The organism is Streptomyces sp. NPDC006510 (assembly GCF_040611955.1).
Taxonomy (GTDB): Bacteria; Actinomycetota; Actinomycetes; order Streptomycetales; family Streptomycetaceae; genus Streptomyces.
The window spans coordinates 12,021-24,493 of record NZ_JBEXPH010000031.1; the positions used below are offsets into that span (position 1 = coordinate 12,021).

Below are 12,473 nucleotides of genomic sequence, written 5' to 3' on the forward strand. Positions count from 1 at the left end.
TCCTGCGTCTCACGACGACGCTGCCGATGCTACGCACGCGGGCTCCGCACAGCTACCAACTTCCTGCAAACGGAGTATGCCAGTGGCATACTCGCAATTCATTACCTGACGGGTGGCGAAATCAGTGGGCCTGGACCCACTCGGGTGTCATGCCATTCGTTATCAGGTCGGCAGTCAGCTTCCAGGATTTGTGGCCGTCGACTCGGCACACCACCCATACTCGGAGCGGCGTGTGCTGGTACTCGCCTTGCCATCGCCGGGCACCCTCTGCGCCTTCGTACCATCGCGGCGGCTTCGATGCTTCAAGGGCGAATCGCCGCTGCTCACCATGTGTGAGCGAGAAAGTCCCCGCACTGCGCCCGAGCTCGTCGGCTCCGTCAATGTGGGGACTGAGGCGGAAGGGGCCCCAGATCGTCCGCGCCCGCTCTTCAGGCGTTGCTCCGCCCGCGAGTGTCCGATCACCGCTACGGTCACGATCGTCGCGGATGGACAGCTCCAGCTCATTGATCGCCCCGAGCGGAGCGGGTCCATTGAACTCGACCAGAAGTTCAGGCCGGCCTCTCTCGTTGGTCACCGCGAGCCCTACGGTCGGCGTCATCTCCTTGTGCCAGCGGTCCCGCTCGATCTGGGCGACTGCGGTAGCTGTACGGTTCGCCTCGCTGGCCGTCTTCCATGACGCGAAAGCGGCTACGCCGCTGAAGACTGCGGCCACGGCCGCGATCGATGTGTCTGCAATACCCATGCCGGAAGTATCCCCGTAGCAACGTGTGTGTTCTGGCAGGCCCGTTCTGGGAGCTTCCTGACCTGTGCACCTCACGGAACGTGCCCGCACCAGTGGTCACATCGGCCGAGCAGGCCAAGGCGAGGACATGGCAAAGGCCGTGCTTTTGCAAGGCGTCACTTTCGGGTGGCCGCCATAGACGTCGTTGCCGGTCACCCAGCCGATGCGGTGCCCGGCGTTCAGGAACCAGACTGTCGCGGTGTCCCCTCGCCGCGCCTATCCCCCCTCGCCGCCACCACCGCGTCCAGCCAGTGGCACAGTTCGTCCAGTGCGCCCCGTGCTCGCTCGGCGTCGCTCGTGGTGAGGTAGTCCGCCTGAAGACCGGCGAACGTGGCATTCAGCATCGTTGCCGTGATCAGCGCTGTCCGCTCAGGTACGCCTCGCAGCGTCAGGCACGAGGCCACGAAGTCTGCCCTCCCCCGAACGAAGTCCGGTACTGCCTCAGGTAGTCGGCCTGCTGCGGCAAGGCCTTCGATCTCGCGGATCAGCCGCGTCATGGGCAGTTCCACCTCGCCCAGATTGCGCTCCCAGGCCGATCGCACGACGGCGCTGACCGGCACGGCGGGGTCCTCCCACCCCTCGGTCGTCCGTAGCGCGTGGTGCTGCTGTTCGTCCAGGCGCCGCATGACGGCAACGAGAAGTTCCCCCTTGTCCGCGAAATGGTGCGTGAGCACCCGGGTGCTCTGACCCAGAGCCGCAGCGACGCCGCGCAGCGTGAACTGGCCGATGCCAGTGTGGGCGAGACACCCGATCACGGCGTCGAGCACCTCTCGGCGGCGTTTCGGGTTGACCGGTCTGGGCACGGCGTCGACCCTCCCTTCTCGGCGGACTCCGGGGGTATACCCAGGGACCTCGGCTTGCGGCCACTGTTTCATATCCCGCCTCACACCCCATAAGGGAAACGTCTGTTACCTTAATTCGGTGAGTGTGTCCTTCCGTCAAACACCCCTCTGGCTCCGTACGTTGACGCTCGCCGCCTTCGCGGTGCAGACCGACGACTTCATCATCATCGGCGTCCTCCCCGACCTTGCCCGTGACCTGCATGTCAGTGAAGGAGCTGCCGGTCAGCTGGTGACCGTGTACTCCCTCGTTTACGCACTGGCCGCCCCTGCTTGGGCACTGCTGCTCGCGCGGATCGACCGCAAGCTGGCCTTGTGCGGCGCGCTCGCCGTGTTCGCCGCCACCAACCTTGTGGTCCCGCTCGTCACCTCCTTCCCGGCACTGATGGGCCTTCGCGTCTCCGCGGCGCTCGCCGCGGCCGTCGTCCTGCCCGCCGCCCTCGCCGCGGCCACCGCTGCAGCCCCACCCGACCGGCGTGGCCGCTATCTCGCCATGGTCATGACCGGACTGACCGGGGCGGTGCTGATCGGCGTCCCTGCAGGTACGTACATCGGAGATGCCGCCGGCTGGCGGGCGACGTTCGTGTTCGCCGGGGCTCTGGGCGCGGCGGCACTGCTGCTGGCCCTCGGGACCGTACCCCGCATCTCTGCGGCAGCCGGACCGAAGGCAGGCGTACGGGAGTTGCTGCGCCCCGTCCTGAACGGCACCATCCTTGTTGTCCTCCTTGTCACCGTGGTGACCGTTGCGGGAAACCTCGCTTTCCAGACGTACCTCGCACCCTTCCTGACGGACCTTGCCTCCGTGACCCGCCGGCAGTTGGCGCTCCTGCTGGTGCTCTCCGGTGCGGGCGGTCTCCTCGGGACGCGCCTGGCAGGACGCTTCGTGGATCGGTACGGATCGCTGCGTGCCCTCGTCGTGGCCGGTGGGCTTTTCTGTGCCGGGATGGCCGCGTTCTGCGGGTTGTGGGTGTCCCGTCCGGTCTCGATCATGCCTGTCGCCGCCCTGCTGATGTGGTGGTCGGCTACGGCCTGGGCCGTACCCCCCGCCATCCAGGCGCTGATGGTTGACCGGGTGGGCCCCGAGGGCGCCACCCAGGCGATGGCCCTGCACAGCAGCTCCGCGTATGTCGGAGCGGCGGTCGGCGGAGGTCTGGGCGGTGCCTTGGTGGTTGTTGACGCCGGTCTCCTACCGGCTGTTGCCGCCATCCTGGTTGGACTCGCGCTCGGGGGCGTGTGGTGGACCGTGCGCTCCGCCCGGCCGGGGCCGGGGATGGACGCCCCTGACACGTCCGCCGGACCCGGGGAGGCGGAGGCGGGCGCCGCCGCGGGGGAACACGGCGCGCGGGCGGAGCGGGGTCACCGGCGGTGAGGGGCGGAATGCGGTGAGGTGGCAGGGGTGGGCGGGGAGCAATGACCACAGGGGGCCGTGGTCACCTGTCGGCCTCTCAATCGCTGCTGAACTCCAGGAGGCACAACCCCTCATGGGGCGCGGCCAAAGGGGAACGGCGCAGGCTGAGCCCCGCCTTCTTGCCCAGCATCCGGAACTCCTCCGCGGTGCGCTCCTTGCCCCCCAGCAGGATGAGCATCGCCAAGTCCCTTTGAGTCACCGGAAGTTGGCCCTCTATGACGGATTCGTCCACCATTCGATCGACCACGAGGACGGAACCGCCGTCGGCGACGGCTTCGGCGCACCGATGCAGCAGCCGGACGCAGTCGTCGTCGCCCCAGTCGTGCAGGACGTGGGCCAGGACGAGGATGTCGTGGCCGCCAGGCAGTGGGTCGAAGAAACTCCCGGGGCTCAAGGTCACGCGCCCCGCCAGCGCCGCGTCACCGCCCAACTTGGCCTCGGCCCGGCTCACGGTCCCCGGAAGGTCGATCAGGGTGCCCCGCAGGTGGGGATGGCGGACCAGGATGTCGCGCAAGGTGCTGCCGGTACCGCCGCCGACGTCCGCGACGTGGGATGCTGTGCTCCAGTTCCACGCTGTGGCCAGCCATGGCCCCACGGCGTCGGCGTGCCCCGACATGGCCGCATCGAAGGAGGCCGCGAGCCGGGGATCGGCGGCCAGGCTCTGCCAGAACGGTGCCCCTGCAGCCTGTGGCCAGGCCGGTCGGCCCGTGGTGACGGCGGAGACGAGGCCGGGAACCGCCAAGTCGCCGGCCTCTGCCCATGCATCCGACTGATCGAGACCGCGCGCGAGACCGGACGGGTGCCCGGAAGTCAGAACGGCTCCCAGGGCGGTCAGCCGGTAGTTGTCCGGCCCACGGTCGAGCAGCCCGAGGTTGGCGAGATGGCGCAACAGCCGTCGCACGGCGTCCTTGTCCGCCCCGGCCCGTTCGGCGAGGACGGCTGGGGCGCCGAGTCCTGTTTCGACAAGATCGAAGAGGCCGAGTGTGACGCCCGCGCGCAGGGCCCAGGGCGTGAAGAGGGTTGCCATGCGGGCGACGAGGTCGACGGCTGCGTCGGGTGCGGGGCCAGCGCTGGGGTCGGAGTGGAACGTTGTGGCTCCGGGCGGTTTGGGGGCAGGCGTCAGGTCGGAGTCCCGCGCTCCGGACTCGGGAATCTCAGGACTGGGTACGCCAGGCTCAGTGCCGGTCGTCGCTGTCTCGGACTCCGGTCGTGCCGCGCTGTCCGGCAGCGGATACGCGTTTTTGCACCTCGGTTCCTTCGGCACCGGGCTCTCCTGCATCGGATCGTCCTGCATTGGGGCCTCCTCGCTGTTGTGGTACTGACGTGGCCGTGCGGTTGGCGGCGGCTATGGCGACGGCGGCGCGCGAATATCCGTCGGTACGCCGTGTGGCCGTCCCGCTCATGGTTCCGGCTCACCCCTGCCCGGCGGCGCCCTCGGAGGCAGCACCTCGGCCGGGACCCCGGTCTCGCCGAGGTGTTCTGGATGCCGCTCGGTCAGTTTCAGGAGCGCGGCCCCGCTCAGTACGGCGCTCAGCGCGACCATGCAGGCCACCGCCCACAGCGAGCCGGTCGCCGACATGAGCCGGTCGGCTGCGGCGGGTGCGAGCGCCCCGCCGATCAGGACGCCGCTGTTGAAGACCAGTGCGACCGCGGTGAAGCGGTATCGGGTCGGGAAGACGCCGGCCAGCAATGCTCCCAGAGGCCCCGAATAGATTCCGTACACCAGCATGGCGACGGCGAAGGCCCAGGTGATGTGGGCGGGTTGGCCGATGCGGATCAATGCCACCAAGGGGAAGGCCCACGCTCCGCAGAGCGCCGCACCTGCCAGCGCCACCCTGCGCCGTCCGATCCGGTCGGACAGTACGGCCGAGGCGAATCCGGTCACCGTTTGCACCGCCAGAGCCACCAGGGTCGCCCGGAGCATGTCTGCCCTGGCCACCCCCAGGGTGCCGGTGCCGTAGGCGAGGGCGAAGGTGTGTGTGACGAAGTAGAGGACGTTCCCCACCACCAGCGCCGCCACTCCGAGAAGCAGTGCTCCCGGTTGTGTGCGCATCACGTCCAGCAGCGGTACATGCTCTGCACGCCCGCCGGGCCGGTCGGTGACGAACACCGGAGACTCGGTGACGGAAAACCGTGCGTACAGAGACAGACCGACCAGCGCCGCCCCGGCCAGGAACGGGATCCGCCAGCCCCATGCCTCGAGCTGCCCCGGGCTCAGCGTGCGGGCGAGCACCAGGAACACGGTGTTGGCCACCAGCGACCCGAGGGAGGCACCCGCCCCCGGGAAAGCGGAGCGGAATCCCCGTTGTGAGGGTGGCGCGTGCTCGATGGCGAGCACGGTCGCACCCATCCCTTCCGCACCGAGGGCAATTCCTTGGGCGATGCGCAGAATTACCAGCATCATAGGGGCGATCCAGCCCGCCTGCGCGTAAGAGGGCAGGGCACCCATGAGAGTGGTGCTAAATCCCATGAGGAATAGGGATAGAACCAGCGCTCGCTTCCTTCCCGTACGGTCGGCGAAGTGTCCGAATATGAGTGCCCCGAGAGGGCGAGCAACGAATGCTACACCGACCGTCGAGAACGATACGAGCAGTGCGTCCGAACCTTGCAGAGTGGAAAAGAAGACGTCCGGGAAGATCAGAACTGCGGCAAGGCTGTAACTGAAGAAATCGAAGTACTGGATGCTCGTGCCCACCATGCTGAACAGGGATATCTTGTGTGCCGCGGCACACGAGGCCGGCCGTGGCGGGTCAGCTTTTAACGCCATGGAAGTCCTCCGTAAGGGTGCACCACCCTGCCGGGAGTGAAACAGTCAACGGCCCTTGCGGCAATGTCGGCAGTTCGGAACAAGCCACGTTGGATTCATGACGCCTTGAGGTGTTGACGTTAGCCTCAATGGCTGTGCAGGGTGTATAGGGATCGAGGCGAATCCGCTGGCGAGTGCGGTGAGACGCAACACGTTCAATGAGAGTGTCCTCGATTTGTTTTCCTGGCGATCTGGGGCGAACTTCGAATGCCTCATTCGGCAATGCCGCCGGTCGCTTCCAGGTCAACTCGCGTCTCTGCACTCGAATATCAGAACGGAGAATGCGATGGATAGCATCAGCTGCACACCCGCCCGTACGGCATGGGCACCCGCCCGTACGGCATGGGCACCCGCCCGTACGGCATGGGCACCCGCCCGTACGGCATGGGCACCCGCCCGTACGGCATGGGCACCCGCCCACGTGTCGGCCGGCGAGACGGGCGTCTACCAGCTCGTCCGGATCTGACCTGTTGCGGTCTCCGGACACGGTGTGGCCGCTGCCCTCCCACCGGGGCGGCAGCGGCCACACCCACACTCCCCGAACCGTCCGTGCGGACGACGAATCGCGGGCGACGGGGGACGGACGGCGAGAGACAGAGAACGGCACCGACGACAAGGGAGCGACATGAGCACGTACAGGAAAGTCCTGGTCACGGGCGGCGCGGGCTTCATCGGGCGCAACATGATCCAGGGCCTGCTCGATGACGGCTGCGACGTCACCTCCATCGACAACTTCAAGATCGGAGGACAGGAGTACATACCCGAGGGCATCCGGCAGAACGTGGAGTGGATCGACGGCGACACACGCGATCTCGACCTGCTGCTCAAGACTGTCCGGGGTCAGGACGCCGTGCTCCACCTCGCCGCGCCGTCCTCCTTTCTGATGTACGAGGAGGACCCGGTCGACGGCGCGTCGGTCACCACTCATGGCTTCCTCAACGTTCTGGAGGCCATGCGCAGGAACGACGTTGGCAAACTCGTCTACGCCAGCACCAGCGCGGTGTACGAGGGCAACCCCGTCCCGTACACCGAGGACATGCCGCTTGCCCCGCCGGACTTGAAGGCGCTGTCGAAGAAGTGGAACGAGGAGGTAGCCCACCAGTACTCCGAGCGGTACGGGATCACCGCCATCGGCATGCGGCCCTTCAGCGTGTACGGGCACGACGAGTTCAGCAAGGGCGGATACGCCAACGTCATCTCGCTCTTCGTCTGGGCCCTGTTGCACGGAGCCACCCCTGTCCTGTGGGGAGACGGCAGCCAGACCAGGGACTTCATCTACGTCGAAGACGCGGGCCGGGCCTTCCGCACCGCGCTCGCCGCCAACCTGCCCACCCAGGAATTCAACGTAGGCACCGGCATCGAGACCACGTTCAGCGAGGTGCTCAAACTGATCGGTGACGAGCTCGGCGTCGAGGTCCGGCCCGAACGCGTGGATGTTCCCATCACCATCTACGCCGAGCGGCTGTGGGCCGACGTCACACGCGCCACCGAGGTCCTCGGCTTCCGCCACGAGGTGGACGTGGTAGAAGGGGTCCGCCGTGTCGTCGCCGCCACCCGTCAGGTCGACGCACCACAGCAACAGCGACTGAGCGGGGCTCAGCGGTACTTCGAGACTCTCGGGCGCGGCTGAGCGAAGGGGAGTGACGCCCGTCATGACCACAGTCCTGGCGCTCACCGACTCGACCGAGGACATCCAGCACTTCTGTCCCGCGGGTTCGACGTTCGTCTTCCGCATCCGGCTGCTGCCGGCTCACGAGCACACCTACGAGCACTTCGAGGAGATCTATCGGTCCCTCATGGAGTCGTGCGACCTCTCGATGATCGACGTGGTGGTCGCGGAGTACGCGGAGTCGCTCCCCTTGCTTTACTTCATGCGCCGCGACGGCTACTCGTGCCCCGCCCTGATGATCCCGCACAACAATCCCTACCCCCTGCACATCCTGTGCTATTTCCTGCTCGTCGCTGCTCACGCACACCCCGGTGATCTGGTCCTGTGCGGCTCACGCCACGCACAGCGCGCGTATGAGCACCTCACTGGCATCCCGGCGCGGGCCCTGTGCACCTTCGGCATCTCAGACGTGTACCGCCCGCTGCCGCGTGATGCGTCCCGGCAACACCTGGGGCTGCCACTCGACCGCACCATCCTGCTGTACACAGGCCGCTTCATGAACGACAAGGGCCTTGCCCCCCTGCTCACCGTCGCACGCACCCTGCACAGGGAAGACCCACGCATTCTGCTCGTGCTGTCGGCGACTCACATCGACCCGCACTACTACAACCGGCTGGCGGGACGGATGGAGAACGTCGTCCTCTTCCACCGCCTGGACAAGAAGCAGACCGCGTACCTCTACAGCTCCGCCGACCTCTTCGTGTCCTGCGCGACCAGCGTCTTCGAAACATACGGAAAGTCGCCGCTAGAGGCGCTGGCGTGCGGGGTGCCCGTCGTGGTGCCGCGCTGGGACGGCTTCCCGTACTACGTCGATGACACCAACGGAGCACTGGCTGCGGTCGAGTTCCTGACGGAGCCGGTGGACCCGGTCGCCAACCCGTACGAGTTCGCCCGTGTGGATGTCGACGACTGCGCGGCCGCCTGCCGCCGCGTGCTGGCCAGGCCCGGTCCGCTTGCCTACGAGGTGCCCGAATGGGCCCGCTACGAGCAAACAATGAGAACCCTGCCGGGGTTGATCGAGGGCATGGCCCAACAACACCGGCACAGGCCCGCGTCGGTGCGCCAGGAGGGCCCGCGCCCGCTCGACCTCGCACGCCACCCCAAGCCGGTGGCCGCCCTGCTGGAGCACTATGGACTCACCCACGCTGACACGCTCCTGCAACGGGCCGATCAGCTGGGCCTGCTGAACCAGAGCGACCCGGGAGAGCAGCGGCTGCTACGCGATCTGCACAACGAATTGTTCACAGTGATGGACAGCGAGACCGCTCGCGTCGGGCAGAACACGTGACACGCCCAACCCTAGGAAAGGGCGTCCCAGGATGACTGACCGGCCGACCGGTGAGCACGTGCTCTTCGAGGAAGTCGCCCACGCCTACGACCAGTTACCTGTGGAGTTCTTCGGCTCCGTCGGTGAACGGTTGGTACGGCTCGCGGCGGTGCGTTCCGGCGACCGGGTCTTGGACGTGGGGTGCGGCCGGGGGGCGGTCACCGTGCCGGCCGCGCGGGCCGCCGGGCCCACGGGCAGTGTGCTGGGCATCGATCTGTCGCCCAGTATGGCGGAGGAAACCGGACGCCTGGCACAGAGGTCAGGGCTGGCGTGGGCCCGGACCCAGGTCATGGACGGGCAGGCGCCCAAGCTCGCGCCTGCCGTGTTCGACGCGGTCGCAGGGAGCATGAGCGTACACATGCTCGACGACCTGCCCGCCGCGTACCGCGCGTACCGAACTCTCCTACGGCCGGGTGGACGACTGGGGCTCGCGGCCCCGGCGACGGACGTCGCAGCGGGGCCTGGCGGACATGCCCGCGTGCTCGGGCTGCGGACGATCGCCGACATGGCCCGCACGTACACCACCGGCAGCGGTGTCTATCCGAACAGTGAGTCGTTCGGCGGACAGGCCCGGCTGTACGCCGATCTGTCCCGGTGCGGATTCACGGACGTGCAACTCATGGTGGAGAACGCGTTCATCAGAGCCGGATCGGCGTACGACGTGGTGCGCTGGACATGGACGCACGGCATGCGGCGCCTGTGGGAACGCATCGAGTCGCCGCACCGGGCGGCGCTGGAGGAGCGGATCGCCGTTGAGATCGCGGCGGACCACGTGGTCGACGGACAGGTCGTGATCCCGGTTCCGGTCCTGTACGCGACCGCGGTGCGGCCGGAGGAGTGAACGAGTCGCGGGCACCGGTGCTGCTGGGCGCTTGCGCGGCTGTGTCCGCGCCCTCTGAACCCCCGCATCCGTGTCCTGCCCCGTCACCCACACCGTACGTGACCCAGAGCCCGCCCAACTGAGGAGGCAGACCATCACCATCCAACCGATCCCTCCCACCACGCCGATTCCCCCCTCCGCCGCGCACGTGCATGAGCGTCCACTCGACGCCGAGCGCTGGAAGTGGGCCCGCAGCCAGTTCGAACTCGATCCGGACTACGTCCATTTGGCGCTCTCCATGCTGGCCCCGCACCCCAGGCCGGTGAGGGAGGCCATTGAGCACCACCGGCGGGCCTTGGATCGCAACCCTGCACTGCACTTCCACGAACGCGACGGCCAAGTCCGCCAAGTCCTCGACAGCGCCGCCGCCTACCTGGGCGGACGACCCGACGCGCTGGCCCTCGCCGAGAGCACCACCTCAGGTCTCGCTGTCGTCTGCGCCGGCATGCGCCTGGAACCGGGCGACGAAATCCTCAGTACCGACCACGAGCACTACGCGGCCACGGAAATCCTCCGATTCAAGGCAGCGGCCAGCGGGGCGACGCATCGGACCATCTCCCTGTACGAACACGCACCCGAAGCGGACGCCGACCAGATCGTGGAGGCCGTTGCACGGGGTATCGGAGAGAGAACCCGTCTGTTCGTCGTCACCTGGGTCCACTCGGGCACCGGCGTGAAACTGCCGCTGGCCGCCATCGGCGAAGCGGTCGCCGCGGTGAACTCCACGCGGCCGAGCCACCGCCAGATCGTGCTCTGCGTCGACGCCGTGCACGCCCTGGGCGTTGAGGACTTCGACGTCACTGCGCTCGGTTGCGACTTCTTCGTCGCCGGATGCCACAAATGGCTCTTCGGACCGCGGGGAACCGGGGTGGTCTGGGGCAGCGACCGGGGCTGGTCGAGGGTCGCTCCGGTGGTCACCTCCTTCGACGTAGAGGTCTTCTGGCCCTGGTACCTGGGACGCACCCCTGACGGCGAAGCGCCGCCCGCCCGCATGTGCTCACCGGGCGGCTTCCCTGCGTACGAGCACCGCTGGGCGCTGCACGAAGCGTTCCAGTTCCAACTGGCCTTGGGACGCGCTGAGGTCGCCGCTCGGATCACGGAACTCGCCGCGTACTGCCGACGACGGCTGGCGGAGATCCCAGACGTCGTCATCCGCACCCCGCGGTCCTCACACCTGCGCGCTGGCATGGTCTGCTTCGACGTCGCTGGGCGCGATCCGGCGGACATCGTAGCCTCGTTGGAGCAACGGCGGATCATGGCGGGACAGACTCCCTACCGCAGCAGCGCCATCCGGTTCGCGCCCGGTGTGCTCAACACTGCGGAGGACATCGACCGGGCGGTCGACGAACTGGAGCGGGTCATCGCGGGAGGAGACCGGTGATCAGCGACTCCCCGGGCCCCCTCCATGAACCGCAGGTACTCGGACTGGCCGCCCAGGCCCCCGCCTACGGGGCGCTACTCAACTGGTGGACCTTCCTACGCGAAGCAACGCCGGTCCATGACGACCAGGAACTGGGCAGCTGGCACGTGTTCCGGTACAACGACGTATCGGCGGCCCTGACGGACCACAGGACCTTCTCCTCCGACATGCGCGACCTGATCGACCAGCCTGACGCGTTCTCAACCGTCGCGCAGGGCGCGTTCCTGGGCTTCGACCCACCCGCCCACGACAGGCTGCGCTCGCTGGTGAGCAAGGTCCTCACGCCCCGCCTGATCCAAGAACTGGCGCCGAGGATCGCCAGCATCAGCGAGGGACTGCTGGATGCAATGAACGACTCGCGGGACGTCGACTTCGTCGAGCAGTACGCCTATCCGCTGCCCCTGGCGGTCATCGCGGACATCCTGCAGATCCCGGTCGTGGACCGCGCACGGTTCCGTATGTGGTCCAGCGCACTGTTCTTCCAGGGCAGGGACGGCACACCGGCCCTAGTGGCCACGGCGGAGATGCTGCGCTCCATCGATCCGCTGATCGCCGAGATGAACGCATACTTCCTGGACATCATCCGCAGCCGCAGGGCACGGCCGGGCCTCGACCTCATCAGCAGGCTCGCCACCGTCGACGAGGGCGGACAACGGCTGCGCGACGAAGAAATCCTCGGAGTGTGCGGCTTCCTGCTCGTCGCCGGGCACATCACCACCACGATGCTGTTGACCAGCTCGGTTCTGCTCCTGGACGAGCATCCACAGGCCGCGGCCGACCTACGGGCCGATCCGTCGCTGACGGCGAGCGCAGTGGAAGAAGTCATGCGCCACCGTGGTCAACTGCCAGCCGCAGCCCGGCGCACGACGCGGGAGGTGGTCCTGCACGGTAGGAGGCTGCCTCAGGACAGCATCGTCCTGCTGTGGTTGACGTCGGCCAACCGGGATCCGCGCGTGTTCCCGGACCCGGATACGTTCGACATCCGCCGCACTCCTAACCGCCACCTCGCCCTGGGCCGGGGCATCCACTACTGCATGGGCGCGCCACTTGCCCGCCTTGAACTGACCATCGCGCTGAAGGCATTGCTGAGGCGCTGGAGCCACTTCGCACCGAGCGGACCGGTGAAGTACGAGGACCCGCGGCACACAATCGGCGCGAAGGAGATCCCGCTGAGGGTGAGATGGACGGAGAACTGACGAGTCAAGGCGGCAAGGTTCAGAGGGCAGGTGAAGGAGACCTCCTAGAGCAAAGTTCGGACTGGCTGACCTCGATGAGCACCAAGTCCGCCGCTACCCCAGTTCGCCCCGGATCGGCGGCCGTGGATCCCCACCGGCACGGGAGAG

11 protein-coding genes are annotated in these 12,473 nt (G+C 67.5%); 7 read left to right on the top strand and 4 right to left on the bottom strand.

Annotated features, from left to right (window positions below; genetic code table 11):
- Positions 1–121: 121 nt before the first annotated feature.
- Complete coding sequence (locus tag ABZY11_RS12910; protein ID WP_356479169.1) at positions 122–742, bottom strand: hypothetical protein; 621 nt, start codon at positions 740–742, stop codon at positions 122–124.
- A 218-nt stretch (positions 743–960) separates the two neighbouring features.
- On the bottom strand, positions 961–1,548 hold the full coding sequence (locus ABZY11_RS12915) for a helix-turn-helix domain-containing protein (protein WP_356479170.1): 588 nt from the start codon (positions 1,546–1,548) through the stop codon (positions 961–963).
- A 154-nt stretch (positions 1,549–1,702) separates the two neighbouring features.
- On the opposite strand from ABZY11_RS12915, the gene ABZY11_RS12920 reads away from it, so the two are divergent.
- Positions 1,703–2,989 carry an MFS transporter gene (locus ABZY11_RS12920; protein WP_356479171.1) on the top strand — a complete coding sequence of 429 codons (1,287 nt, stop codon included), beginning with the start codon at positions 1,703–1,705 and terminating at the stop codon, positions 2,987–2,989.
- Between the two features lie 76 nt (positions 2,990–3,065).
- Here the strand turns inward: ABZY11_RS12920 and ABZY11_RS12925 are convergent, their stop codons facing one another.
- Positions 3,066–4,055: a methyltransferase gene (locus tag ABZY11_RS12925; protein ID WP_356479172.1), complete on the bottom strand. Its 990-nt coding sequence runs from the start codon at positions 4,053–4,055 to the stop codon at positions 3,066–3,068.
- A 372-nt stretch (positions 4,056–4,427) separates the two neighbouring features.
- A complete protein-coding gene (locus ABZY11_RS12930) occupies positions 4,428–5,726 on the bottom strand; it encodes an MFS transporter (protein ID WP_356479173.1) in 1,299 nt (432 codons plus the stop codon).
- Positions 5,727–6,120: 394 nt separating this feature from the next.
- On the opposite strand from ABZY11_RS12930, the gene ABZY11_RS12935 reads away from it, so the two are divergent.
- The 6 genes from ABZY11_RS12935 to ABZY11_RS12960 all read left to right on the top strand — a co-directional run bounded on the left by ABZY11_RS12935 (position 6,121) and on the right by ABZY11_RS12960 (position 12,326).
- On the top strand, positions 6,121–6,300 hold the full coding sequence (locus ABZY11_RS12935; RefSeq protein ID WP_356479174.1) for a hypothetical protein: 180 nt from the start codon (positions 6,121–6,123) through the stop codon (positions 6,298–6,300).
- Between the two features lie 159 nt (positions 6,301–6,459).
- Complete coding sequence (locus tag ABZY11_RS12940) at positions 6,460–7,464, top strand: NAD-dependent epimerase/dehydratase family protein (RefSeq protein WP_356479175.1); 1,005 nt, start codon at positions 6,460–6,462, stop codon at positions 7,462–7,464.
- 22 nt (positions 7,465–7,486) lie between these two features.
- Positions 7,487–8,791, top strand: coding sequence for a glycosyltransferase family 4 protein (locus tag ABZY11_RS12945; protein WP_356479176.1), 1,305 nt, complete (start codon positions 7,487–7,489; stop codon positions 8,789–8,791).
- Positions 8,792–8,822: 31 nt separating this feature from the next.
- Positions 8,823–9,671 (top strand): methyltransferase domain-containing protein, encoded by an 849-nt coding sequence (locus tag ABZY11_RS12950; protein WP_356479177.1) that lies wholly within the window; start codon positions 8,823–8,825, stop codon positions 9,669–9,671.
- Between the two features lie 187 nt (positions 9,672–9,858).
- Positions 9,859–11,091 (top strand): aminotransferase class V-fold PLP-dependent enzyme, encoded by a 1,233-nt coding sequence (locus tag ABZY11_RS12955; protein WP_356479178.1) that lies wholly within the window; start codon positions 9,859–9,861, stop codon positions 11,089–11,091.
- Entirely contained in the window at positions 11,088–12,326 is a 1,239-nt protein-coding gene (locus tag ABZY11_RS12960) for a cytochrome P450 (RefSeq protein ID WP_356479179.1), read from the top strand. Before ABZY11_RS12955 ends, ABZY11_RS12960 begins: the two co-directional genes overlap by 4 nt.
- The last annotated feature ends 147 nt before the right edge of the window (positions 12,327–12,473 follow it).

Excerpts from the sequence above, each read along its gene's own strand:
- ABZY11_RS12910 (WP_356479169.1), bottom strand. The coding sequence starts at position 742 with ATGGGTATTGCAGACACATCGATCGCGGCCGTGGCCGCAGTCTTCAGC.
- ABZY11_RS12925 (WP_356479172.1), bottom strand. The coding sequence starts at position 4,055 with ATGGCAACCCTCTTCACGCCCTGGGCCCTGCGCGCGGGCGTCACACTC.
- ABZY11_RS12930 (WP_356479173.1), bottom strand. The coding sequence starts at position 5,726 with ATGGTGGGCACGAGCATCCAGTACTTCGATTTCTTCAGTTACAGCCTT.
- ABZY11_RS12935 (WP_356479174.1), top strand. The coding sequence starts at position 6,121 with ATGGATAGCATCAGCTGCACACCCGCCCGTACGGCATGGGCACCCGCC.
- ABZY11_RS12940 (WP_356479175.1), top strand. The coding sequence starts at position 6,460 with ATGAGCACGTACAGGAAAGTCCTGGTCACGGGCGGCGCGGGCTTCATC.
- ABZY11_RS12945 (WP_356479176.1), top strand. The coding sequence starts at position 7,487 with ATGACCACAGTCCTGGCGCTCACCGACTCGACCGAGGACATCCAGCAC.
- ABZY11_RS12950 (WP_356479177.1), top strand. The coding sequence starts at position 8,823 with ATGACTGACCGGCCGACCGGTGAGCACGTGCTCTTCGAGGAAGTCGCC.